16 protein-coding genes and 1 pseudogene are annotated in these 22258 nt (G+C 72.0%); 13 read left to right on the forward strand and 4 right to left on the reverse strand.

The features are described from left to right. Positions 1 to 7: 7 nt before the first annotated feature. The 10 genes and pseudogenes from AB0N04_RS14210 to AB0N04_RS14255 all read left to right on the forward strand — a co-directional run bounded on the left by AB0N04_RS14210 (position 8) and on the right by AB0N04_RS14255 (position 13520). Entirely contained in the window at positions 8 to 1681 is a 1674-nt protein-coding gene (locus AB0N04_RS14210; RefSeq protein WP_360212740.1) for an L-aspartate oxidase, read from the forward strand. 4 nt (positions 1682 to 1685) lie between these two features. Next, on the forward strand, positions 1686 to 2657 hold the full coding sequence (gene nadC / locus AB0N04_RS14215; RefSeq protein ID WP_360212738.1) for a carboxylating nicotinate-nucleotide diphosphorylase: 972 nt from the start codon (positions 1686 to 1688) through the stop codon (positions 2655 to 2657). 29 nt (positions 2658 to 2686) lie between these two features. Further along, positions 2687 to 3472 carry a type III pantothenate kinase gene (locus AB0N04_RS14220; RefSeq protein WP_360212736.1) on the forward strand — a complete coding sequence of 262 codons (786 nt, stop codon included), beginning with the start codon at positions 2687 to 2689 and terminating at the stop codon, positions 3470 to 3472. A 93-nt stretch (positions 3473 to 3565) separates the two neighbouring features. Beyond that, positions 3566 to 4318: a hypothetical protein gene (locus AB0N04_RS14225; RefSeq protein ID WP_360212734.1), complete on the forward strand. Its 753-nt coding sequence runs from the start codon at positions 3566 to 3568 to the stop codon at positions 4316 to 4318. A 123-nt stretch (positions 4319 to 4441) separates the two neighbouring features. Further along, a pseudogene (gene lysX / locus AB0N04_RS14230) lies at positions 4442 to 5968 on the forward strand (bifunctional lysylphosphatidylglycerol synthetase/lysine--tRNA ligase LysX); the annotation flags it as partial. A gap of 263 nt (positions 5969 to 6231) precedes the next feature. Further along, entirely contained in the window at positions 6232 to 6672 is a 441-nt protein-coding gene (locus AB0N04_RS14235) for a BlaI/MecI/CopY family transcriptional regulator (RefSeq protein ID WP_360212732.1), read from the forward strand. Between the two features lie 9 nt (positions 6673 to 6681). Then, positions 6682 to 7218: an amino-acid N-acetyltransferase gene (locus AB0N04_RS14240; protein ID WP_360212730.1), complete on the forward strand. Its 537-nt coding sequence runs from the start codon at positions 6682 to 6684 to the stop codon at positions 7216 to 7218. 91 nt (positions 7219 to 7309) lie between these two features. Beyond that, positions 7310 to 7663, forward strand: a complete 354-nt coding sequence (locus tag AB0N04_RS14245) for an Lsr2 family protein (RefSeq protein WP_360212728.1) — start codon at positions 7310 to 7312, stop codon at positions 7661 to 7663. A gap of 650 nt (positions 7664 to 8313) precedes the next feature. Next, a complete protein-coding gene (locus tag AB0N04_RS14250; protein ID WP_360212726.1) occupies positions 8314 to 10833 on the forward strand; it encodes an ATP-dependent Clp protease ATP-binding subunit in 2520 nt (839 codons plus the stop codon). Positions 10834 to 11243: 410 nt separating this feature from the next. Next, positions 11244 to 13520: an immune inhibitor A domain-containing protein gene (locus AB0N04_RS14255; RefSeq protein WP_360212724.1), complete on the forward strand. Its 2277-nt coding sequence runs from the start codon at positions 11244 to 11246 to the stop codon at positions 13518 to 13520. A gap of 113 nt (positions 13521 to 13633) precedes the next feature. Here AB0N04_RS14255 and AB0N04_RS14260 read toward each other — a convergent pair whose 3' ends face one another. Beyond that, the gene (locus AB0N04_RS14260; RefSeq protein ID WP_360212722.1) at positions 13634 to 14800 is read right to left on the reverse strand and encodes a beta-eliminating lyase-related protein; all 1167 of its coding nucleotides are present in this window, start codon (positions 14798 to 14800) and stop codon (positions 13634 to 13636) included. Positions 14801 to 15159: 359 nt separating this feature from the next. On the opposite strand from AB0N04_RS14260, the gene AB0N04_RS14265 reads away from it, so the two are divergent. Then, positions 15160 to 16110, forward strand: a complete 951-nt coding sequence (locus AB0N04_RS14265; RefSeq protein ID WP_360212720.1) for a M23 family metallopeptidase — start codon at positions 15160 to 15162, stop codon at positions 16108 to 16110. A gap of 46 nt (positions 16111 to 16156) precedes the next feature. Here AB0N04_RS14265 and AB0N04_RS14270 read toward each other — a convergent pair whose 3' ends face one another. Continuing rightward, positions 16157 to 16792, reverse strand: coding sequence for a helix-turn-helix domain-containing protein (locus AB0N04_RS14270; RefSeq protein ID WP_360212718.1), 636 nt, complete (start codon positions 16790 to 16792; stop codon positions 16157 to 16159). A 226-nt stretch (positions 16793 to 17018) separates the two neighbouring features. On the opposite strand from AB0N04_RS14270, the gene AB0N04_RS14275 reads away from it, so the two are divergent. Continuing rightward, positions 17019 to 18623: an MDR family MFS transporter gene (locus AB0N04_RS14275; RefSeq protein WP_360212716.1), complete on the forward strand. Its 1605-nt coding sequence runs from the start codon at positions 17019 to 17021 to the stop codon at positions 18621 to 18623. A 170-nt stretch (positions 18624 to 18793) separates the two neighbouring features. On the opposite strand, the gene AB0N04_RS14280 is transcribed toward AB0N04_RS14275, so the two are convergent. Beyond that, positions 18794 to 19669 carry an A/G-specific adenine glycosylase gene (locus tag AB0N04_RS14280; RefSeq protein ID WP_360212809.1) on the reverse strand — a complete coding sequence of 292 codons (876 nt, stop codon included), beginning with the start codon at positions 19667 to 19669 and terminating at the stop codon, positions 18794 to 18796. A 281-nt stretch (positions 19670 to 19950) separates the two neighbouring features. On the opposite strand from AB0N04_RS14280, the gene AB0N04_RS14285 reads away from it, so the two are divergent. Then, a complete protein-coding gene (locus AB0N04_RS14285) occupies positions 19951 to 20847 on the forward strand; it encodes a hypothetical protein (protein WP_360212714.1) in 897 nt (298 codons plus the stop codon). A gap of 225 nt (positions 20848 to 21072) precedes the next feature. On the opposite strand, the gene disA is transcribed toward AB0N04_RS14285, so the two are convergent. Further along, complete coding sequence (disA, locus tag AB0N04_RS14290; RefSeq protein ID WP_360212808.1) at positions 21073 to 22131, reverse strand: DNA integrity scanning diadenylate cyclase DisA; 1059 nt, start codon at positions 22129 to 22131, stop codon at positions 21073 to 21075. Between the last annotated feature and the right edge of the window lie 127 nt (positions 22132 to 22258).

Genomic DNA, 22258 nt, shown 5'->3' on the forward strand with positions numbered 1-22258 from the left:
TGACGCCATGTCCGCCACGCACCGCCTCACCGCCCCGGCCCCGGGCTGGACCGCCACCACCGACGTGGTCGTGGTCGGCTCCGGCGTAGCCGGCCTCACCGTCGCCCTCAACGTCCGCAAGGCCGGCCTGCGGGCCATGGTGGTCACCAAGGCGATGCTGGACGACGGCTCCACCCGCTGGGCCCAGGGCGGCATCGCGGCCGCCCTGGGCGAGGGTGACACCCCCGAGCAGCACCTGGACGACACGCTGGTGGCCGGCGCCGGGATCTGCGACGAGGAGGCCGTCCGCACCCTCGTCACCGAGGGCCCGGACGCCGTCCGCCGGCTGATCGCGGTCGGCGCCGCCTTCGACCGCGGCGCCGACGGCGAGATCCTGCTCACCCGCGAGGGCGGCCACCACCGCCGCCGGATCGCGCACGCCGGCGGCGACGCCACCGGCGCCGAGATATCCCGCGCGCTGGTCGAGGCCGTCCGCAGCGACCCGGGCATCGAGCTGATCGAGCACGCGCTCGTCCTCGACCTGCTCACCGACGCCGACGGCCACGCCGCCGGCCTCACCCTGCACGTGATGGGCGAGGGGCAGCGCGACGGCGTCGGCGCCGTCCGGGCCCGCGCGGTGGTGCTCGCCACCGGCGGCATGGGCCAGGTCTTCTCGGCCACCACCAACCCGACGGTCTCCACCGGGGACGGCGTGGCGCTCGCCCTGCGGGCCGGGGCCGCCGTCACCGACCTGGAGTTCGTCCAGTTCCACCCGACGGTGCTCTGGCTGGGCCCGGAGGCCGAGGGCCAGCAGCCGCTGGTCTCCGAGGCGGTCCGCGGCGAGGGCGCCCACCTGGTGGACGCGGACGGCGTCCGCTTCATGCTCGGGCAGCACGAGCTGGCCGAGCTCGCCCCCCGCGACATCGTCGCCAAGGCGATCACCCGGCGCATGCAGGAGCAGGGCGCCGAGCACATGTACCTGGACGGGCGGCACTTCGGTGCCGAGATGTGGGAGCAGCGCTTCCCGACCATCCTGGCCTCCTGCCGGGCGCACGGCATCGACCCGGTCACCGAGCCGATCCCGGTCGCCCCGGCCGCCCACTACGCCTCCGGCGGCATCCGCACCGATCCGCGGGGCCGCACCAGCGTCCCCGGGCTCTACGCCTGCGGCGAGGTCGCCTGCACCGGGGTGCACGGCGCCAACCGGCTGGCGTCCAACTCGCTGCTGGAGGGCCTGGTGTTCGCCGAGGCGATCGCCGCCGACCTGACCGCCCGGCACCGGGCCGGCGGGCTGCCCGAGCGCTCGGTGGACGTCGCCGCGGCGCGCGCCGCGCACCCGGTGCCGCTGCCCCCGTCCGAGGCCCGGGCCGAGATCCAGCGGCTGATGTCGCGCGGCGCGGGCGTGCTGCGCTCGGCCGCGTCGATGGCCGACGCCGCGGCCGGGCTCACCCTGCTCGCCGAGCAGGCCTACGCGCACGTCGCCGAGGAGAAGCCCGCCGACCCGCGGGTGGAGACCTGGGAGGCCGCCAACCTCCTGCTGGTCGCCACCGCCCTGGTCGCGGCCGCCGCGCAGCGCCGGGAGACCCGCGGCTGCCACTGGCGCGAGGACTTCCCCGAGCGCGACGACGCCCACTGGCGGCGCCACCTGATCACCACCCTCACCGCCTCCGGCGACCCCGTCAGCACCCCTGAGGAGCAGTAGAACCATGACCCACTCCCACGAGGACCTCCCCCTGGCCGACGCCCAGGGCGGCTGCGGCGACGGCTGCGCCTGCGGGGACGGCGAGGGCTACGAGACCGGCCTGGACCCGCAGCTCGCCGAGCTGCTGGAGGAGGCCGGGCTGGACCCGATCGAGGTCGAGGACATCGCCACCCTGGCGCTGGCCGAGGACCTGGCCGGCGGCGAGGACGTCACCTCGGTGGCCACCGTGCCCGCCGAGGCCGTCGCCACCGCCGACTTCACCGCCCGCGAGGCGGGCGTGGTGGCCGGCCTGCGGATCGCCGAGGCCGTCGTCTCGCTGGTCTGCGAGGAGGAGTTCGAGGTCGAGCGGCACGTCCAGGACGGCGACCGGGTCGAGGCCGGCCAGGTGCTGCTCTCCGTCCGCTCGCGCACCCGCGACCTGCTGACCGCCGAGCGCAGCGCGCTCAACCTGCTCTGCCACCTGTCCGGCATCGCCACCGCGACCCGGGCCTGGACGGACGCCCTGGAGGGCACCGGCGCGGTCGTCCGGGACACCCGCAAGACCACTCCGGGGCTGCGCGCGCTGGAGAAGTTCGCGGTCCGCTGCGGCGGCGGCGCCAACCACCGGATGGCGCTGTCCGACGCCGCCCTGGTGAAGGACAACCACGTGGTCGCGGCCGGCGGCGTGGCCGAGGCCTTCCGGGCCGTCCGGGCCGCCTACCCCGACCTGCCGGTCGAGGTCGAGGTCGACACCCTGGAGCAGATCCCGCCGGTGCTGGAGGCCGGGGCCGACCTGATCCTGCTGGACAACTTCTCCGTCCCGCAGCTGAAGGAGGCCGTCGAGCTGGTGGCCGGCCGGGCCAAGCTGGAGTCCTCCGGCGGACTGACCCTGGCCACGGCGCGCGAGGTCGCCCAGACTGGTGTCGACTACCTGGCCGTGGGCGCGCTCACCCACTCCTCGCCGATCCTGGACATCGGCCTGGACCTGCGCGCCTGACCTCCGCCCCGACTCGCAGAAAGCGCCACATGCTCCTCACCATCGACGTCGGCAACACCCAGACCACGCTCGGCCTGTTCGACGGCGAGGAAGTGGTCGAACACTGGCGGATCTCCACCGATCCGCGCCGCACGGCCGATGAACTGGCGGTGCTGCTGCAGGGGTTGATGGGCAACCACACCGCGGTCCGGGAGGCCTCGGTGGAGGGGCTGGCGATCTGCTCGTCCGTCCCCGCCGTGCTCCACGAGCTCCGCGAGGTGACCCGCCGCTACTACGGCGACGTCCCCGCGGTGATCGTGGAGCCCGGCGTGAAGACCGGGGTGCACGTCCTGATGGACAACCCCAAGGAGGTCGGCGCCGACCGGATCGTGAACGCGCTGGCCGCCAACCACCTGTACGGCGGCCCGTGCATCGTGGTCGACTTCGGCACGGCGACGACGTTCGACGCCGTCAACGCCCGGGGCGACTACGTGGGCGGCGCGATCGCCCCCGGCATCGAGATCTCGGTGGAGGCGCTGGGCGTCCGCGGCGCCCAGCTGCGCAAGATCGAGCTGGCGCGGCCGCGCAACGTGATCGGGAAGAACACCGTCGAGGGCATGCAGTCCGGGATCCTGTACGGCTTCGCCGGCCAGGTGGACGGGCTGGTCGAGCGGATGGCCCGGGAGCTCTCCAAGGACCCGGACGACGTCCAGGTGATCGCCACCGGCGGGCTGGCCCCGCTGGTCCTCGGCGAGGCCACCACCATCGACGTGCACGAGCCCTGGCTCACCCTGATCGGCCTGCGGCTCGTCTACGAACGCAACCGGCCCAGCTAGGGCGCGGGCCCGGCGCGGCCCGTCGGGCCCGACCACGGGGTGTCCGGCGCGACGTTACCGACAAATCGGATATTCCTCACGTAGTGTCAGCCCATGCCTACGCCACACGGATCGCGCGGCGGCATGGCCTTCAGCGCCGACGAAGTCCGCGTGCTGCGCCGCGCCCTCGCCCAAGCCCTGCACCCCGCCGCCCCCGTCCACCTCCAAGGCCCCGGCCACCCGGCGTTCTCCGGACCCGGCGCCGAACTGTGGGCGGAGGACGTCCAGGACGCGCTGCGCCTAACCGAGGCGATCGACGAGGCCGTCCAGGAGGGCGGCCGGCTGCGCGCCTTCCTGCTCGCCGACCTCGGGCGCTACCGGGCCGCCCTGCCCGGCAGCGCACCCGGCTACCTGGAACGCCTGGAGGAGGCCGTCACCGACGGCTACCTCCCCGGCCCCGAGGACCTCACCGCGCTGCGCGGACTGACCCGCCAGCCCTGCGGCCACCACGAACGCGCCCGCCGCTCCCGGCTGGCCGGCCGCTGCCACGCACTCGCCGAGGCCGCCGTCCGCGAACGGCTCGCCCTCACCGCCGGGCAGCCCCGCCACCTCGTCGCCGTACCGAGCCCCGCCGCACCCCCGAGCAGTCTCCCCACCCCTGTTGGAGGACGGATCACGATGAGCAGCACCGACTCCCCCGCCGAGCGGCCCACCGCCCCCCAGACCGCCCCGGCCCGGCCGCACCGGATGCCGACCCCGGCCGAGCTCTTCGGCCGCCGTCCCAAGCCCCCGGCCCACCCCGCGCCGGCCGCGCCGCCCGCCCCGGCCGGCCCCGAGGAGATCGAGCTCGCCACCGGCACCGGCTGAGCCGGCCGGAGCACCGAGGGGGGCCGCCGACGCGGCCCCCCCTCACCCGTATCCCGTGGCGGAGCACCGTGTGTGGCTGGCTACCCTTGTGGGGTGAGCGATCAGAGCCCAATCCCCGCGACCGACGACCTTCCCGAGCAGATGCGCGTCCGGCGCGAGAAGCTGGACCGGCTCCGGGCCGCCGGCATCGACCCCTACCCGGTCGGCTTCCCCCGCACCACCACCATCGCGGACCTGCGCGCCAAGCACCCCGACCTGGAGCCGGACACCGCGACCGGTGAGCGGGCCGGCGTCACCGGTCGCGTGATCCTCTCCCGCACCGGCGGCAAGCTCTGCTTCGCCACCCTGCGCGACGGCACCGGCGACCTCCAGGTGATGTTCTCCCTGGACAAGCTCGGCCCGGAGCGGCTGGCGGCCTGGAAGGCCGACATCGACCTCGGCGACCAGGTGGGCGTCGAGGGCGAGGTGATCACCTCCAAGCGCGGCGAGCTGTCGGTGATGGTGGACCGCTGGGAGCTCACCGCCAAGTGCCTGCGCCCGCTGCCGGACAAGCACAAGGGCCTGACCGACCCGGAGGCCCGGGTCCGCCAGCGGTACGTCGACCTGATCGTCAACCCCGAGGCCCGCGAGATCCTGCACCTGCGCAGCAAGGTGGTCCGCTCGATCCGCCGCACCTACGAGGACCGCGGCTACATCGAGGTCGAGACCCCGATGCTGCAGCCGGTGCACGGCGGCGCCAACGCGCGTCCGTTCAAGACGCACATCAACGCGTACGACATCGACCTGTACATGCGCATCGCCCCCGAGCTGTACCTCAAGCGGCTCGTGGTCGGCGGCGCCGAGAAGGTCTTCGAGATCAACCGCAACTTCCGCAACGAGGGCGCGGACTCCACCCACAACCCGGAGTTCACCTCGCTGGAGTCGTACGAGGCCTACGGCGACTACGACACCCAGGCCGAGCTGATCCGCGCGACGATCGTCAACGCGGCCCGGGACGCGCTGGGCACCACGGTGATCAAGGGCGTCGACGCGCACGGCGTGGAGCACGAGATCGACCTGGCCGAGCCGTGGGAGGAGGTCTCCGTCTACCCGGGCATCTCCGCCCGCCTGGGCGCCGAGGTCACCCCCGACACCGGCGTCGAGGAGCTGCGCAAGCTCGCCACCGAGCACGGCATCCCGTTCGAGAAGGACTGGGGCCACGGGCAGATCGTGCTGGAGATGGTCGAGCGCCTGCTGGAGGAGAACGCCGTCCGGCCGACCTTCATCAAGGACTACCCGACCGAGGTCTCCCCGCTCACCCGCCAGCACCGCTCCGTCCCGGGCGTGGCCGAGAAGTGGGACCTGGTGATCTTCGGCACCGAGATCGGCACCGCCTACTCCGAGCTGGTCGACCCGGTCGAGCAGCGCGCCCGGCTGACCGCGCAGTCCCTGCTGGCCGCCGGCGGCGACGTCGAGGCCATGCAGGTCGACGAGGACTTCCTGCGGGCGCTGGAGTACGCGATGCCGCCGACCGGTGGCCTCGGCCTCGGGGTGGACCGCCTGATCATGCTGCTGACCGGCAAGAACATCCGGGAGACGGTGCTCTTCCCGCTGGTGAAGCCGGAGCCGAAGGCATCCGCCGCGACGGCGGAGAAGACCGAGGAGGAGTGACCTGATGGACTACGTCAGCGCGATCGTGCCGCCGCTGGTCATGGCGATCGGCTTCGGCTTCCTGGTGCGGGCCATCGTCCGCTCGCAGGGCGGGGCCCAGAAGGCCAAGGAAGACCTCGACTGACCCGCCGGCGCACCCGCGACCGACGGGGTCAGCCGCCCGAACGACCGGCGCGCCGCCATTCCCGATTCCGGGGTGGCGGCGCGCCGGTTTGGCGCACTTCACAAGATTTGCCCCATTCACTCCCTATCCTGGCCGCACTATGGTCCGGCAACTCGGCGAACTTGAGAACGCCATCATGACCCGGGTGTGGCGGTGGAACCGACCGGTGACGGTTCGCGAGGTTCTCCTGGATCTGCAGTCGGAACGCGAAATCGCGTACACCACGGTGATGACCGTCCTGGACAAGCTCCACAGAAAGGGCTGGCTGCGCCGCGAGCGGGTGGGCCGGGCCTATCGATATGAGCCGGTCTCCTCCCGCGAGGCCTACACCGCGGCGCTGATGAACGACGCCTGGGCCACCGGCGACAATCCGGCCGCGGCCCTGGTGCACTTCTTCGGCCTGATGTCGCCCGAGCAGCGCGAGGCGCTGCGGGACGCCTTGCGGGTGGCCGCACTGTTCCCGTCCGATCCGGCCCCGGCGGATTCCCCGCCGCCGCCCGGAGCCGATACCGGGGAGACCGGGCCGGGGCCGACGCGATAACGTCCCGGCATGGAGGTCACCATCCGCCGTGCGCGGACAACCGACGTGCGGGCCGTGCGCGGGCTCGTCGACGCCTACTCGCGCGACGGGATTCTGCTGGACAAGCCCACGGTCACGCTGTTCGAATCCGTCCAGGAGTTCTGGGTCGCGGAACGCGACGACGACGGCACGGTGGTGGCGTGCGGAGCACTCCACGTGATGTGGGAGGACCTGGCCGAGGTCCGCACGCTCGCGGTCGACCCGTCCTGCCGGGGCTTCGGGGTCGGACACCTGCTGTTGGAGAAGCTGGTGCAGACCGCCCGCTGGCTCGGCGTCCGTCGGATTTTCTGCTTGACGTTCGAGGTCCCCTTCTTCGCGAAACACGGTTTCGTCGAGATCGGCGAGGTTCAGGAAACCGATGATGGTACGACAGACCCGGCGGCGATCGCTACGGATGTCTATGAAGAACTTCTCCGCTCGTACGATGAAGGTGTCGCGGAGTTCCTTGACCTCGAGCGCGTGAAGCCCAACACACTGGGCAACTCACGCATGCTGCTCCACCTCTGAGCGGCTCCGCGCCGGTCAAGGGTTTGTGTTTTCCGGAGAAAGGCGCTTTCCTTTCCTTAGGCAATGGGTCGTTTAGCGGAAAGGGAAGCCCGTGGCACAGAGGGTGCAGGTCATTCTTGAAGACGATCTCGACGGCGGTTCGGCGGACGAGACGGTGACGTTCGCGCTCGACGGCGTTGCCTACGAGATCGACCTGAAGAGCGCCAACGCGGACAAGCTCCGCGGTCTGCTGGCGCCGTACGTCGAGAAGGGCCGCAAGCAGAGCGGCCGGCTCGCCGGGGCACGTCGCCCGGGCCGCGGCACGGCGCCGCGCCCCACCGGCGGGGGTGCGCCCGACACCGCGAAGATCCGCGCGTGGGCCAAGGAGCAGGGCATGGAGGTCAACGACCGCGGCCGGGTGCCGAGCACGGTCCGCGAGGCCTACGACAAGGCCAACGCCTCCTGATCCCGGCGCCGCCGGCACGCCGGAGCGGGTGCGGGGCCCCGGCGGCCGCGCACGGCGCCGACGACACACGCGCGGGGCGCGGAGGAATCTCCTCCGCGCCCCGCGGCGCGCGCCCGGAGGGCCTGCGCGCCACCGGCGCCGGGGGGCGTCCGGGGCGTGGGCCGGGGCGGCGGAACAATCACGAGCTGTGCAACGCTGTAGGAGCGAAGCGGTAACGCCGACACCACCGATGGCGTACCGGTCGACGCGGCGGGCACTGAACCACCGTCACCGCGGCCCGACTTCTCGCCAGGCGAACACCGCCACCGCGGAAACTGCGCGAGAACCGCCCCGATACCGGGTATGAATGCAGGTGGACGGGTTCTCCGACCCGTCCAGGGGCAGTATGTGCGACCGGCCGGGGACGGTCCGGCTCCGCCCCGGCGGCTCTTGTTCGCCGATGGCGTAGCGGTATCCGGTGCATCCGGGCCACCTGTGGGAACACCGTTTCCCAACATCAGGTTGGGATTGGTGTCGGCTGGTCGCGCAGCATCTCGCTCCCGTACCGGGGAGTGAATCCGTGGGCCGCGCCGCTGAGCGGGACTAGCATGCGGAAGGACAGGGCGGGGACCGACCCCGAACTGCCCGACCGCTCTGAGGAGCGATAAACGATGTTCGAGAGGTTCACCGACCGCGCGCGGCGGGTTGTCGTCCTGGCTCAGGAAGAAGCCCGGATGCTCAACCACAACTACATCGGCACCGAGCACATCCTCCTGGGTCTGATCCACGAGGGCGAGGGCGTCGCCGCCAAGGCCCTGGAGAGCCTCGGGATTTCTCTTGAGGCCGTTCGCCAGCAGGTCGAGGAGATCATCGGCCAGGGCCAGCAGGCCCCGTCCGGTCACATTCCCTTCACCCCCCGGGCGAAGAAGGTCCTGGAGCTGTCGCTCCGGGAGGCCCTGCAGCTCGGCCACAACTACATCGGCACCGAGCACATCCTGCTCGGCCTGATCCGCGAGGGCGAGGGCGTCGCCGCCCAGGTCCTGGTCAAGCTGGGTGCCGACCTCAACCGGGTGCGCCAGCAGGTCATCCAGCTGCTCTCCGGTTACCAGACGAGCGGCGGCAAGGAGTCGGCCACGGCCGGCGGGCCCGCCGAGGGCACCCCGTCGACCTCGCTGGTCCTGGACCAGTTCGGCCGCAACCTCACCCAGGCCGCCCGCGAGGCCAAGCTCGACCCGGTGATCGGGCGCGAGAAGGAGATCGAGCGGGTCATGCAGGTGCTGTCCCGCCGCACCAAGAACAACCCCGTCCTGATCGGCGAGCCCGGCGTCGGCAAGACCGCCGTCGTCGAGGGCCTGGCGCAGGCCATCGTCAAGGGCGAGGTTCCCGAGACGCTCAAGGACAAGCAGCTCTACACGCTGGACCTGGGCGCGCTGGTGGCCGGCTCGCGCTACCGCGGTGACTTCGAGGAGCGCCTGAAGAAGGTGCTCAAGGAGATCCGCACCCGCGGCGACATCATCCTGTTCATCGACGAGCTGCACACCCTGGTCGGCGCGGGCGCCGCCGAGGGCGCCATCGACGCCGCCAGCATCCTCAAGCCGATGCTGGCCCGCGGCGAGCTGCAGACCATCGGTGCCACCACCCTGGACGAGTACCGCAAGCACCTGGAGAAGGACGCCGCGCTGGAGCGCCGCTTCCAGCCGATCCAGGTCGCCGAGCCGTCGCTGCCGCACACCATCGAGATCCTCAAGGGTCTGCGCGACCGCTACGAGGCCCACCACCGGGTCTCCATCACGGACGCCGCGCTGGTCGCCGCCGCCACCCTGGCCGACCGCTACATCTCGGACCGCTTCCTGCCGGACAAGGCGATCGACCTGATCGACGAGGCCGGTTCCCGGATGCGCATCCGCCGGATGACCGCGCCGCCGGACCTGCGCGAGTTCGACGAGAAGATCGCCGACGTGCGCCGCGAGAAGGAGAGCGCGATCGACGCGCAGGACTTCGAGAAGGCCGCGTCCCTGCGCGACGACGAGAAGCAGCTCCTGCAGGCCAAGGCCAAGCGCGAGAAGGAGTGGAAGGCCGGCGACATGGACGTCGTCGCGGAGGTGAACGAGGAGCTCATCGCCGAGGTCCTGGCCACCGCCACCGGCATCCCGGTCTTCAAGCTGACCGAGGAGGAGACCTCGCGCCTGCTGCGCATGGAGGACGAGCTGCACAAGCGCGTCATCGGCCAGAAGGACGCCATCAAGGCGCTCTCCCAGGCCATCCGGCGCACCCGCGCGGGCCTCAAGGACCCGAAGCGTCCCGGCGGCTCGTTCATCTTCGCCGGCCCGTCCGGCGTCGGTAAGACCGAGCTGTCCAAGACGCTCGCCGAGTTCCTCTTCGGCGACGAGGACGCGCTGATCGCGCTCGACATGTCCGAGTTCTCCGAGAAGCACACCGTCTCCCGGCTCTTCGGTTCGCCCCCCGGCTACGTGGGCTACGAGGAGGGCGGCCAGCTGACCGAGAAGGTCCGCCGCAAGCCGTTCTCGGTCGTCCTCTTCGACGAGGTCGAGAAGGCCCACCCGGACATCTTCAACTCGCTGCTGCAGATCCTGGAGGACGGTCGCCTGACCGACTCCCAGGGCCGCGTGGTCGACTTCAAGAACACCGTCATCATCATGACGACCAACCTCGGCACCCGGGACATCTCCAAGGGCTTCAACCTGGGCTTCGCGGCCACGGGTGACACCCAGACCGGGTACGAGCGGATGAAGGCGAAGGTCGGCGAGGAGCTCAAGCAGCACTTCCGCCCCGAGTTCCTGAACCGCGTCGACGACATCGTGGTGTTCCACCAGCTGTCCGAGGACGACATCATCCAGATCGTCGACCTGATGATCGCCAAGGTGGACGAGCGGCTCAAGGACAAGGACATGGGCCTGGAGCTCGGTGTCGAGGCCAAGAAGCTGCTGGCCAAGCGCGGCTACGACCCGATCCTCGGAGCCCGTCCGCTGCGCCGCACCATCCAGCGCGAGATCGAGGACCACCTCTCCGAGAAGATCCTCTTCGGCGAGCTGCGGGCCGGCCACATCGTCGTCGTGGACGTCGAGGGCGAGGGCAAGGACGCCAAGTTCACCTTCCGCGGGGAGGAGAAGTCGGCCGTCGCGGACACCCCGGCCGCGGTCGCCTCGTCCGGTCCGGACCTGACGAAGTAGCAACATTTAACAGACAACTTCACAGCCACCGAGCCCCCGGCGTCCGCGCCGGGGGCTCGGTGCGTTCCGGGCCCGCTGGCCGCGGGTTCCGGCTGACCGGAATCTGCGGCTTCGGGGCGGGATGGTACGGATGCGTCCCATTTCTCAGTAAGCTTTAACGAGCATACGGTTGACATATGGTCAGCTGATGGGAAGTCGCGGAGCATAGCGCCGTGACCATGTCAGGGTCAAGGTCTATCTTTTCCGTCCACGCTTGTATCAAATGACGTCCACCTGTCTTTCATTTTGGTTTGCCGGGCTTTGGCCAAGAGCTGGCCCCGGTCGGGGAGGACGTCACAACGTTGAAGCACACCAGGAGAACCGCTGCGGTGGCCACGGCCGCGGCGGTCATAGTCACGCTTGGCGCGGGCATGTTCCCGGGCACCGCCGTCGCCGCCGGTTCGGCCCCCGTGCCGAAGGACCCGGCCGAGGCCGTCCAGAGCACTGAGCACAACTTTCCCGGCCCGCTGACCGGGAAGGTGGAGGCCGAGCAGAAGGCCGCCACCGAGCAGCTGCTCGCCGGCACCGCGAAGGTCGAGGAGCACAACGGCAGCACCAGCGTGAAGCTGGGCAAGGACAAGTACGTGGAGCTCGCCCGCGAGCGCACGGACAAGATCTTCACCATCCTGGTCGACTTCGGCGACCAGGTGGACAACACCACCAAGACGGCGGACGGCAAGGTCAAGTACGGGGGTGAGCCCGGCCCGAAGCACAACGAGATCGCGCAGCCGGACCGCGCCACCAACAACTCGACCGCCTGGCAGGCCGACTACAACCAGCAGCACTACCAGGACCTGTACTTCAGCAAGGACAAGCCCTCGCTGAAGACCTTCTACGAGAAGCAGTCCTCGGGCCGCTACTCGGTCGACGGCGTGGTCTCGGACTGGGTGCGCGTTCCGTGGAACGAGGCCCGCTACGGGTCCGACTACTGCGGCTCCAACGTCTGCGCCAGCGCGCAGGACCTGATCCGCGACGCCGTGGACATCTGGTACAAGGACCAGCTGGCCAAGGGTCAGACCGACGCCCAGATCAAGGCGACGCTGGCCCAGTACGACCAGTGGGACCGCTACGGGTCGCACCACGACGGGAACTTCAACCAGCCCGACGGGTACATCGACCACTTCCAGATCGTGCACGCCGGCGAGGACAAGTCGGCCGGTGGCGGCAAGCAGGGCAGCAAGGCCCTGTGGGCGCACCGCTCGTACGTCTACGGCAACCTGACCGGCCAGGCCGGCCCCGAGGGCAACAAGCTCGGTGGCGTCCAGGTCGGCAGCTCCGGTCTCTGGATCGGCGACTACACGATGCAGCCCGAGAACGGCGGCCTCGGCGTCTTCGCCCACGAGTACGGCCACGACCTCGGTCTGCCGGACCTGTACGACACCGCCGGCAAGGGCATCGACAACTCGGTCGGCTTCTGGTCGCTGATGTCCTCCGGTTCCTGGCTGGGCGAGGGCAAGGACGCGATCGGCGACATGCCGAACGACCTCGACGCCTGGAGCAAGCTGCAGCTCGGCTGGCTGAAGTACGACAAGGCCACCGCGGGCAAGGAGTCGACCCACCACATCGGTCCGGTCGAGTACAACAGCGCCCTCCCGCAGGCCCTGGTCGTCGACCTGCCGAAGAAGAGCATCACCACCGACATCAACAAGCCGTTCGCCGGCACGTCGGAGTGGTGGAGCGGCAGCGCCGACAACCTGAACGTCACGCTGACCCGCGAGGTCGACCTGACCGGCAAGACCAAGGCCAGCATCAACGCCAAGGCCTGGTACGAGCTGGAGCCGGACTTCGACTACGCGTTCGGCGAGGTCTCCACCGACGGTGGCAAGACCTGGACCGTCGTGGACGGCACCTGGAACGGCGCCGCGCTGCCGAAGGAGAACGGCCGCCCGGCCGTCAACGGCCTCGCCGCCACGTGGGGCGACCTGTCCTTCAACCTGGACGCCTACGCCGGCCAGAAGGTCCAGTTCCGCTACCACAACACCACCGACGGCGGCCTGCACTACCGCGGCTTCGCGGTGGACGACATCTCGGTGACCGCGGACGGCGCCACCGTCTTCAGTGACGACGTCGAGAAGGGTGACAACGGCTGGACGTCCGCCGGCTTCACCCGCTTCGGCGGCTCGTACACCAAGGACTACGCGCAGTACTACATCGCCGAGAACAAGCAGTACGTCTCGTTCGACCAGACCCTGAAGACCGGCCCGTACAACTTCGGCTTCGCCGACAAGCCGAGCTGGGTCGAGCACTACGCGTACCAGCCCGGCCTGCTGATCTGGTACTGGGACGAGTCGCAGACCGACAACAACGTGAGCGCCCACCCGGGCCACGGCCTGGTCCTGCCGGTCGACTCGCACCCGGCCACCATGAAGTGGTCGGACGGCACCCTGATGCGTCCGCGCATGCAGGGCTTCGACTCCACCTTCGGTTCCCGCAAGGTTCCGGCGCTGACCCTGCACAAGGCCGGCGTCGAGACCACGATCCCGAAGTCCAAGGGCGTCGACGAGTTCTCGGACCTGAAGTCCTGGTGGTCCAAGGACAACCCGTACAGCGGCGTGGACGTCCCGAAGACGGGCACCAGCATCGAGGTCGAGAACGAGTCCTCGAACTACCTGGAGACCTGGATCCGGGTCCGTCCGGTCGACAACTGATCGATCGAGCAGTAGCGATCAGCCTGTGACCAGGCGCATCTGAACACACCTCGGCCGGCCCGTCCCCGCACTGCGCGGGGGCGGGCCGGTCGTCCTTGCACCGGGCCCCGCCGCTACCCGACCTTGCCGCCGGCCGGCAGCCGGTCGAGGAAGGCGGCGGCCGCCCCGGCGACCTCGGCGGCCGTCCAGTCGAGCGCGGCCGCGGCCACCGTGACCTCCGTCATCGACAGCCCCGGCAGGTCGCGCTCGCGCCAGCCGCCGAACAGCCCGGTCCCGGTGTCCTCGGCCAGCCCCAGCGTGGCCTCCTCCAACTCCTCGGCGCGGTACGGCAACCAGAGCTGGAACTGGTGGGTGTGCGGCGGGGCCGGGTGCACCCGGGCGCCCGGGACCGCGGCGAAGGCGGCGGCCAGCGCCGCGGCGACCGTCCGGGCGTGGGCCACGTACCGGTCCAGCCGCGGGAGTTCGTCGTCCAGCCCGGCCAGCGCGGCCAGCACCGCCGGCCACTGCTGGTAGACCTGGCCGCCGTACCGGTGCCGCCAGGCCCGGGCGGTGCGGACGAAGCCCGCGGCGCCGGCCAGCGCGGCGCCGCTGACCCCGCCGAGCGTCTTGTAGAAGGAGACGTAGACCGAGTCGGCCAGCCCGGCGATCTCCGGCAACGAGTGGCCCAGGTGCCGCACCGACTCCCAGATCCGGGCGCCGTCCACGTGCAGCGCCGCGCCGTGCTCCGCCCGGACCACCTCCGCCAGCGCCGTCAGCTCCGCCCAGTCGGGCAGCACGAACCCGGCCTCGCGCAACGGCAGCTCGAGGCTGAGCGCGGCGTACGGCTCGTCGAAGGCGCGCAGCTCGGCGGCGGTGGGCTGGCGCGGCGCGATGGTCGGCCAGACGCTGCGCAGTCCGGTCAGCACCCCGAGCGCCTGCCGCTCGGCCCGGTCGGTGTGGGCCAGCGGGTGCGTCGCGACGGTGCGCAGCCCGGCGGCCTCGGCGTGGATCCGCAGGGCGACCTGCTGGGCCATCGTGCCGGTGGGGAAGAAGGCCGCGTCCTCGGTGCCCAGCAGGTCGGCGACCCGGCGCTCCAGGGTGCGGACCACGCCGTCGCCGTACTGGTCCGGCCGGTGGTCCAGGCCGCCGTCCGCGGCCGCGAGGGCGGCGAGGCGTTCGCGCATGCTCTGCGGCCGGGCGCCGGACAGGATCCGCTCGCAGCCCCGCAGGGCGGCGAAGCGGCGGTCCGGGAGGCTCGGGCGGTCACTGCCGTCGGGGTCTTCGCTCCTGTTGCCATACATGCGTCGATGGTCCCGCAGCGGGCCCGTCAGGTCAGCGGCGCGGACCGCGAAAGGCCCCGGGGCCGGCACAAACCCCGCTGCGGCGTGGGACTGGTCACAGGGGCCGGAGGGGGTACGAGCGGCGGTAGTAGGCGGCCCGGCGGGCCCGGCGGCCGCCGCGGACCGGTGGTGGTCGATCCGACCCCGTGATCGTCGCTCCGCCGGACCGGATCCCGGGCGCGACGCCGACTACCCGCCGTAGTACGTCACACCGTTTGGGGCTGCGCCCGGTGACGGTTACACCTGAGTGGTCCCCGCGCAGCACACCCCGAACGGGTCCTTCCGTGCTGCCCTCGTACGACCGTGAGGTACGGCAACCGATGTCCTCTGTCCCGCCCGTGGGGCCCGCGCTGCGCCGGCTCGCCGCCCGCGCCGCCGCCCAGGCCGCGGCCTGGCAGCCCCGGCTCGGCCACGCCGTCCGCACCCACGCCGCCGCACCGCTGCGCGCGCTCGCCACGCCCCGTCACGCCACCCTGCCGGGCAGCCGTCAGCGCGCCGACCGGGACCACGCGGTGGCCTCGGCGGGCGTGGTCGCCGCCCTGCTCGCCGGCGGGCTGCTGGTGGCCGCCCCCGGCAGCGCCTCGGCGCACACCGTCCGGCCCACCACCCCGGGCAGCTCGGCCTTCACGGCACCGCAGGCCGCGGTGCCCAGCCCCGGGATCGTCCAGGTGTCGGGGCCGAGCTCCTACCGGCTCCCCGGCGGCGGGGACTCGGCGCAGGATTCCGTCGCGGTGGCCGCCAACCTGCTGCCGACCGAGCCGCCGGCCGCCGCCGCAGCGCCCGCGGACCCGGCCCCCGCCCCGGCACCCGCCGCCGAGCCCGCCCCGGCCCCGGCACCCGCACCCGCCCCGGCACCCGCGCCCGAGTGGTCGGCGCCCGCCCCCGGTGCACGGACCAGCAACCCGTACGGGAAGGCCAACGCCGAGTACGCCGCCGGGTACCACACCGGGGTGGACTTCGCGGTCGCCCCGGGCACCCCGCTGCTGGCGGTCGGCAACGCGACCGTGGTGTCGGCCGGTTGGGACGGCGCGTACGGCAAGGAGGTCGTGCTGCGGCTGGCGGACGGGCGCTACGCGCAGTACGCGCACATGTCCTCGCTCGCCGTCTCGGCGGGCGACAGGGTGTCGGCCGGCGAGCGGATCGGGCGCTCCGGGAGCACCGGCAACTCGACCGGGCCCCACCTGCACTTCGAGATCCGCACCAGCAACCACTACGGCGCGGTGGTCAACCCGATCGCGTACCTCGCGGGGCACGGCGTCACCGACTTCTGACCCCGGGTCCGCGCCCTGTCCGCCCGGGGGCGGACGGGGCGGACGGTCAGGGGCGCGCGGGGGCGGGGTGGCTGATCCGGCCGCCGATCTCCAGGGCGACCACCCGGGCCGCCGCGATCGCGTCCTCCAGGGTGGCCGCGACCTGTGAGGTCTCGCCCCAGACGTTGTCGGTCCGGCCGCACTCGGAGTCGTCCTGCTTGAGCAGGAACAGCGACGAGTGGACGGTGAACAGGGACATCGCGGCGCGCAGCCGGTCCTGGAAGTCGGCGTCCGGCCCGTGCACCAGCTGGATCATGGTGATCATGCGGTCCCGGAACGCCAGCCCGGCCGGGGACTCGCGCAGCGCGGGCTGGTTCTCGTGGAAGAAGCGCAGCAGCGGCGCCCGCTCGGCCATCCCGTCCGCGAAGCGGCGGATCAGCTCGTCCCGCATCTCCGGGCTCCAGGACTGCTCGCGGCCCCACGCGATGGTCTCGTCGATCGGCGCGGCCATCCGCTCGACGATGCCGAGGACGATGTCGTCCTTGGTCTTGAAGTGGTAGTAGAGCGCGGCCTTGGTGACGCCGAGGCGGTCGGCGATCTCGCGCAGTGAGGTCTGCTCGTAGCCCTGCTCGGAGAAGAGCTCCAACGACACCTCGATGATGCGAGCCCGGGTGTCGCTGCGGGGGCTGTGCGGAGTGCCCATGGCCTGCCTCATGACTGCGTCGGTGACTGCTGCGGACCCCGGTGGCGTCCGCCCCGGGCCATTCTCCCTGCCCGGACGGCCGCTCGGGAAACTGGCTTGACGGCCGGCTAGTACACAACTTACCGTGCCGACGGTACACCAAACTAGCCGGGCGACAAGTAAGTAGTCAGCCAGCAGGCACGCACGGCCTCCGCTCGTCCGCGACACCCCCGGGAGACACCACCTCATGTCACAGTCCAAGACCGCCGGGCCGGCACCGGAGGAGCAGACGGCCGAGGAGGAACAGCCGCGGTCGCCCCGCGAGATCCGCCTCGTGATGGTCGGCCTGGTCGTCACCATGCTGCTGGCCATGCTCGACAACCTGATCGTCGGCACCGCGATGCCGACGATCGTCGGTGACCTCGGCGGCGCCGAGCACCTGTCCTGGGTCGTCACCTCCTACACCCTGGCCACCGCCGCCTCCACCCCGATCTGGGGCAAGCTCGGCGACCTCTACGGCCGCAAGGGCACCTTCCTCACCTCGATCGTGATCTTCCTGGTGGGCTCGGCGCTGTCCGGCCTCTCGCAGAACATGAACGAGCTGATCGGCTTCCGCGCCCTCCAGGGCCTGGGCGCCGGCGGTCTGATGGTCGGCGTCATGTCGATCATGGGCGCGCTGGTCCCGCCGCGCGACCGCGGCAAGTACCAGGGCATGTTCGCCGCGGTGATGGCCCTCGCCACCATCGGCGGCCCGCTGATCGGCGGCTTCATCACCGACCACCTCAGCTGGCACTGGACCTTCTACATCAACCTGCCGCTCGGCGTGGTCGCGCTCGCCGTGGTCGTCGTCACCCTGAAGCTCCCGAAGGTCCGCAACACGGCCCGGATCGACTACCTGGGCGCCCTGCTGCTCACCACCGGCATCGTCTCGCTCACCCTGATCACCACCTGGGGCGGCCAGCAGTACGCCTGGGGCTCCAAGCAGATCCTCGGTCTGGCCGCGCTCTCCGCCGCCTCGCTGATCGCCTTCTGCTACGTCGAGCAGCGGGTGCAGGAGCCGATGCTGCCGCTGAGCCTGTTCAAGAACCTCAACTTCACCCTGGTCTCGATCATCGGCTTCATCGTCGGCTTCGTGATGTTCGGCTCGACCGTCTTCCTGCCGCTCTACCAGCAGATCGTCCAGGGCGCCTCGGCCACCAACTCCGGGCTGCTGCTGATGCCGATGATGTTCGGCATGCTGGTCGTCTCGCTGGTGGTCGGCCAGGCCGTCACCAAGACCGGCAAGTACCGGATCTACCCGATCATCGGCACCGTCGTGATGACCGGCGGCATGGTGCTGCTCTCCACCATGGGCACCGGGACCAGCAGCTTCACCTCCGCCTGCTGGATGGTCGTGCTCGGCGCCGGCATGGGCTTCCTGATGCAGATCACCATGCTCGTCGCGCAGAACAGCGTCGAGCTCAAGGACATGGGCGTGGCCAGCTCCACCGCCACCCTGTTCCGCACCATCGGCGGCTCCTTCGGCGTCGCGCTCTTCGGCGCGCTGTTCAACAACCGGGTCACCGAGACCATGAAGGAGCGGCTCGGCGAGCAGGCCACCGCGGGCGGCGGCGGGGTGAAGGACCCGGGCCAGATGAGCCCGGCCGCCCTGCGCAAGCTCCCCGACACCATCCAGGACGCCTACCACCACGCGGTGTCCAACGGCCTGCACACCGTCTTCCTGTGGGGCGCGGCGGCGGCCGTGATCGCCATCGCCGCCGCGGTGTTCCTGCGCGAGGTGCCGCTGCGCGGCGTCGGCACCGGCAAGGAGGACAAGGCGGCCGAGGCCTCGCTGGAGGCGGCGGCCATCTGATCCGCCCGACGTGCCGAAGGCGCCCCCGGAGCCGTGCTCCGGGGGCGCCTTCGTGCGTCCTTGCGTCCCCGCGGGCCCGGGGGCACCAGGTGTCCCCGGGGTGTCCCGCAGGCGCCTTCAGACACCGGGAGCGCGAACGGGCGGGCCGGGCCGTAGCGCGGAGGCGCCGGCTACTGGGGCAGCCGGTAGACGCCCTGCTCGACCGGCTCGACCAGGCCGTCCGCGACCAGTCCGTCCAGCGCCCGGGCCCGCTGCACCGCGTCGGGCCAGACCTCGTCCAACCGCGCCTGCGACACCTCGCCGTGCGCCTCCCGCAGCACCGCGAGCAGCTTGCCGCGCACCTGCCGGTCCGTCCCCTCGTAGGTCTGGCCGCGCCGGGCCGGGCCCTCGTACGGCGGGCGCCCGGCCCGCTGCCAGGCGCAGTGGGCGAACAGCGGGCAGTCCCCGCACTCCGGGCCGCGCGCGGTGCAGACCAGCGCGCCCAGCTCCATCACGCCGACCGCCCAGGTGGCCGCCGTCTCGGCGTCGTCGGGCAGCAGCGCGGTCGCCGTACGGCGCTCGGCGGCCGTGGTGGCCTGGGCCGGGTACTCGACGCCGGTGACGGCGCGGGCGAACACCCGGCGGACGTTGGTGTCCAGCACCACGTGCCGCTGACGGAAGGCGAAGGAGGCGACCGCAGCGGCGGTGTACTCCCCCACACCGGGGAGCGAGAGCAGCGTCGCGTGGTCGTCCGGCACCTCGCCGCCGTGCTCCTCGGTGATCGCCACCGCGGCCGCGTGCAGCCGCAGCGCGCGGCGCGGGTAGCCGAGCCGGCCCCACATCCGGACCGCCTCGCCCGGCGCGTCGGCCGCGAGGGCCGCCGGGGTGGGCCAGCGGGTCAGCCAGGCCTCCCAGGCGGGCAGTACGCGCTTCACGGGGGTCTGCTGGAGCATGAACTCGCTCACCATGACCGCCCAGGGCGTCGCGTCGGGCGTCCGCCAGGGCAGGTCGCGCTTTCCGGCCTCGTACCAGTCGAGGACGGTCGCGTGGAAGAGCGGCAGGGGCATCGGCAACCGGACGGCCTCCGGTGCGGAGCCGGTCGGAGCAACGGGAACGGGGGTGATGGCAGCCATGGCCCTTCGATCCTCCCATGCCCGGCGGCCCCGGCCGAAGCGGAGTTCGAGGCTCCGGACAATTCGGTGAACCGCGGGGAAATCACCGCTTCGGGGCTCCCTCGAACGGCGCAAATGGCGGATCATGTGAAGGAAGGGGCGACTGTGCAGTGTTGGTGAGTCAATCGCCACACACAGTCTCGTAGAGTTTGGGCGTGCCCTCTCTGCGTCAACCCGTGGGACCTCTGCCGGCCTCGATCTACTGGCGCCGGCGCCTCGTCATGCTCGCCGCCGTCGCGGCGGTCGTCGCCCTGATCGCCTGGCTGATGACCGATCAGGGCGGTGACGGCGGATCACAGAGCAAGGCCGCCCAGGCCGTTCCGTCCCAGTCCCAGACCCCCGCCCAGGCCATCACGCCCGGAGCCTCGCCCAGCGGCCCGGCGGCCCGCCCCGGCGGCGGCAGCGGCGGTGGCGGCAGCCAGAGCGGCGGCCCGGTGGCCGGCTCCGGCGGCGGCGAGGTCAGCCTCAGCACCGGCGGCACCGGCGGAGCCCCCAACCCGGCCCCCGCCACGGGCGGATCGGGCGGTGGCGCGGCCGCGGGCGGTGCCTCCGGCGGGACGGGTGGTCCGGGTGCCTCGGGCGGCACCGGCGGCTCGGGTGCCGCGGGCGGGTCGGGCGGCTCGGGCGGCGCCCCGGCGGTGAACACGGCCGAGGTGATGGCCCTGCCGGTCTGCGTCTCCTCCCAGGTCACCCTGGAGCTGACCGGCGCCCAGAACTCGTACCAGCCCAAGGACAAGCCCCGGCTCTCGCTCACCGTGAAGAACGCCTCCGGCACCAACTGCCGGGTGGACCTGGGCCGGACCGCCTCCGCGATCACCGTGACCGCCAGCAACGGCGACCGGATCTGGTCCTCCGGCGACTGCCCGAGCGACCGCGGCAGCGCCTGGGTGCAGATCCCGGCCAACAACGGCATGACCGAGACCTTCACCTGGGACCGCAGCCGCAGCAAGCCGCAGTGCGCCACCGCGGACGCGACGGCCCCGGCCGCCGGCACCTACCTGGTGGTCGCCGACCTCACCGGCCTCTCCGGCGGGCAGGTCTCGGCGCGCTCCTCGATCCGCCTGGAGAGCTGAGGCACCCTCGGCTCCACGCGAAGCCCCCACCGCCGGACCGGTTCCGGTGGTGGGGGCTTCGGCGATCGGCGGCGGCGTCGGGGGCTCGCCCGTCCGACCCGCGCCGCGGCGGGACGGGCCGCGGCGCGGCAGGACGCAGCGGGCCGCGGCGGGACGTGCGAAGGCCCCCGGGAGACCTGCTCTCCGGGGGCCCGGGCGGAGGCGCCGCGAGACGGGCGCCCCCGGTCAGACGTAGCGTTCCAGGATGGACGATTCGGCAAGGCGGGACAGGCCCTCCCGGACCGAGCGGGCCCGGGTCTCGCCGACGCCCTCGACCGTCTGCAGGTCGTCGATGCTGGCGGCGAGCAGCTTCTGCAGACCGCCGAAGTGCTCGACCAGGCGCTCTATCACCGTGTTGGGCAGACGCGGGATCTTCGCCAGCAGCCGGTAGCCGCGCGGCGAGACCGCGGAGTCCAGCGACTCCGGGGAGCCCGAGTAGCCGAGCGCCTTGGCGACCGTCTGGAGGTCCAGCAGTTCGGCGTGGGTGAGCGCCTCCAGATCGGCCAGCACCTCGTTGACCGTGCGGCCCTTCTTGGCGGCGCGCTCCGGGAAGTAGTCCCGGGCGACCAGCTCCCGCTCCGGCTCCACGCCCGCGATCAGCTCGTCCAGCTGGAGCGAGAGCAGACGGCCGTCGATGCCGAGCTCCAGCACGTAGCCGGCGATCTCGGTGGCGATCAGCCGGACCATCTCCAGCCGCTGGGCGACGGCGGTGACGTCCCGGACCGTCACCAGGTCCTCGATCTCCAGCGCGGAGAGCGTGCCGGCGACCTCGTCCAGGCGCAGCTTGTAGCGCTCCAGGGTGGCCAGCGCCTGGTTCGCGCGGGACAGGACGGTGGTCGAGTCCTCCAGCACCCGGCGGGTGCCGTTCACGTACATCGCGATCAGCCGCATCGAGTGCGAGACCGCCACCACCGGGAAGCCGGTCTGCCGGTTGACGCGCTCGGCGGTGCGGTGGCGGGTGCCGGTCTCGTCGGTGGGGATGGTGGAGTCCGGCATCAGGTGCACGCCGGCCCGGACGATCTTGGTGATGTCCTTGTCCAGCACCACCGCGCCGTCGAGCTTGCACAGCTCGCGCAGGCGGGTGGCGGTGAACTCCACGTCCAGGACGAAACCGCCGGTGCAGATCGACTCGACCGTCTTGTCGAAACCGAGCACGATCAGGCCGCCGGTGTTGGCCCGGAGCACCCGCTCCAGGCCGTCGCGCAGCCCCGTGCCGGGCGCGATGGCGGTGAGGGAGGCCCGCAGCAGGGCCTCCTCACGGGAGGCCTTGTCCGCCCCCCGGTCGCTGGCTGCCACGTGACTCCTCCGGTCGACCCCGTGCCGCGCGCCTCGCGCCGTGCGCCGGTCCGCGGTCTGTTGCTCTGTCGCTCAG

This window comes from Kitasatospora sp. NPDC051702 (assembly GCF_040681575.1).
Taxonomy (GTDB): Bacteria; Actinomycetota; Actinomycetes; order Streptomycetales; family Streptomycetaceae; genus Kitasatospora.

What these genes read in the sequence shown, in the direction of transcription:
- AB0N04_RS14210 (WP_360212740.1), top strand. Translation starts at nt 8, where the DNA reads ATGTCCGCCACGCACCGCCTCACCGCCCCGGCCCCGGGCTGGACCGCC.
- nadC (WP_360212738.1), top strand. Translation starts at nt 1,686, where the DNA reads ATGACCCACTCCCACGAGGACCTCCCCCTGGCCGACGCCCAGGGCGGC.
- AB0N04_RS14220 (WP_360212736.1), top strand. Translation starts at nt 2,687, where the DNA reads ATGCTCCTCACCATCGACGTCGGCAACACCCAGACCACGCTCGGCCTG.
- AB0N04_RS14225 (WP_360212734.1), top strand. Translation starts at nt 3,566, where the DNA reads ATGCCTACGCCACACGGATCGCGCGGCGGCATGGCCTTCAGCGCCGAC.
- AB0N04_RS14235 (WP_360212732.1), top strand. Translation starts at nt 6,232, where the DNA reads ATGGTCCGGCAACTCGGCGAACTTGAGAACGCCATCATGACCCGGGTG.
- AB0N04_RS14240 (WP_360212730.1), top strand. Translation starts at nt 6,682, where the DNA reads ATGGAGGTCACCATCCGCCGTGCGCGGACAACCGACGTGCGGGCCGTG.
- AB0N04_RS14250 (WP_360212726.1), top strand. Translation starts at nt 8,314, where the DNA reads ATGTTCGAGAGGTTCACCGACCGCGCGCGGCGGGTTGTCGTCCTGGCT.
- AB0N04_RS14255 (WP_360212724.1), top strand. Translation starts at nt 11,244, where the DNA reads ATGTTCCCGGGCACCGCCGTCGCCGCCGGTTCGGCCCCCGTGCCGAAG.
- AB0N04_RS14260 (WP_360212722.1), bottom strand. Translation starts at nt 14,800, where the DNA reads ATGTATGGCAACAGGAGCGAAGACCCCGACGGCAGTGACCGCCCGAGC.
- AB0N04_RS14265 (WP_360212720.1), top strand. Translation starts at nt 15,160, where the DNA reads ATGTCCTCTGTCCCGCCCGTGGGGCCCGCGCTGCGCCGGCTCGCCGCC.
- AB0N04_RS14270 (WP_360212718.1), bottom strand. Translation starts at nt 16,792, where the DNA reads ATGGGCACTCCGCACAGCCCCCGCAGCGACACCCGGGCTCGCATCATC.
- AB0N04_RS14275 (WP_360212716.1), top strand. Translation starts at nt 17,019, where the DNA reads ATGTCACAGTCCAAGACCGCCGGGCCGGCACCGGAGGAGCAGACGGCC.
- AB0N04_RS14280 (WP_360212809.1), bottom strand. Translation starts at nt 19,669, where the DNA reads ATGCCCCTGCCGCTCTTCCACGCGACCGTCCTCGACTGGTACGAGGCC.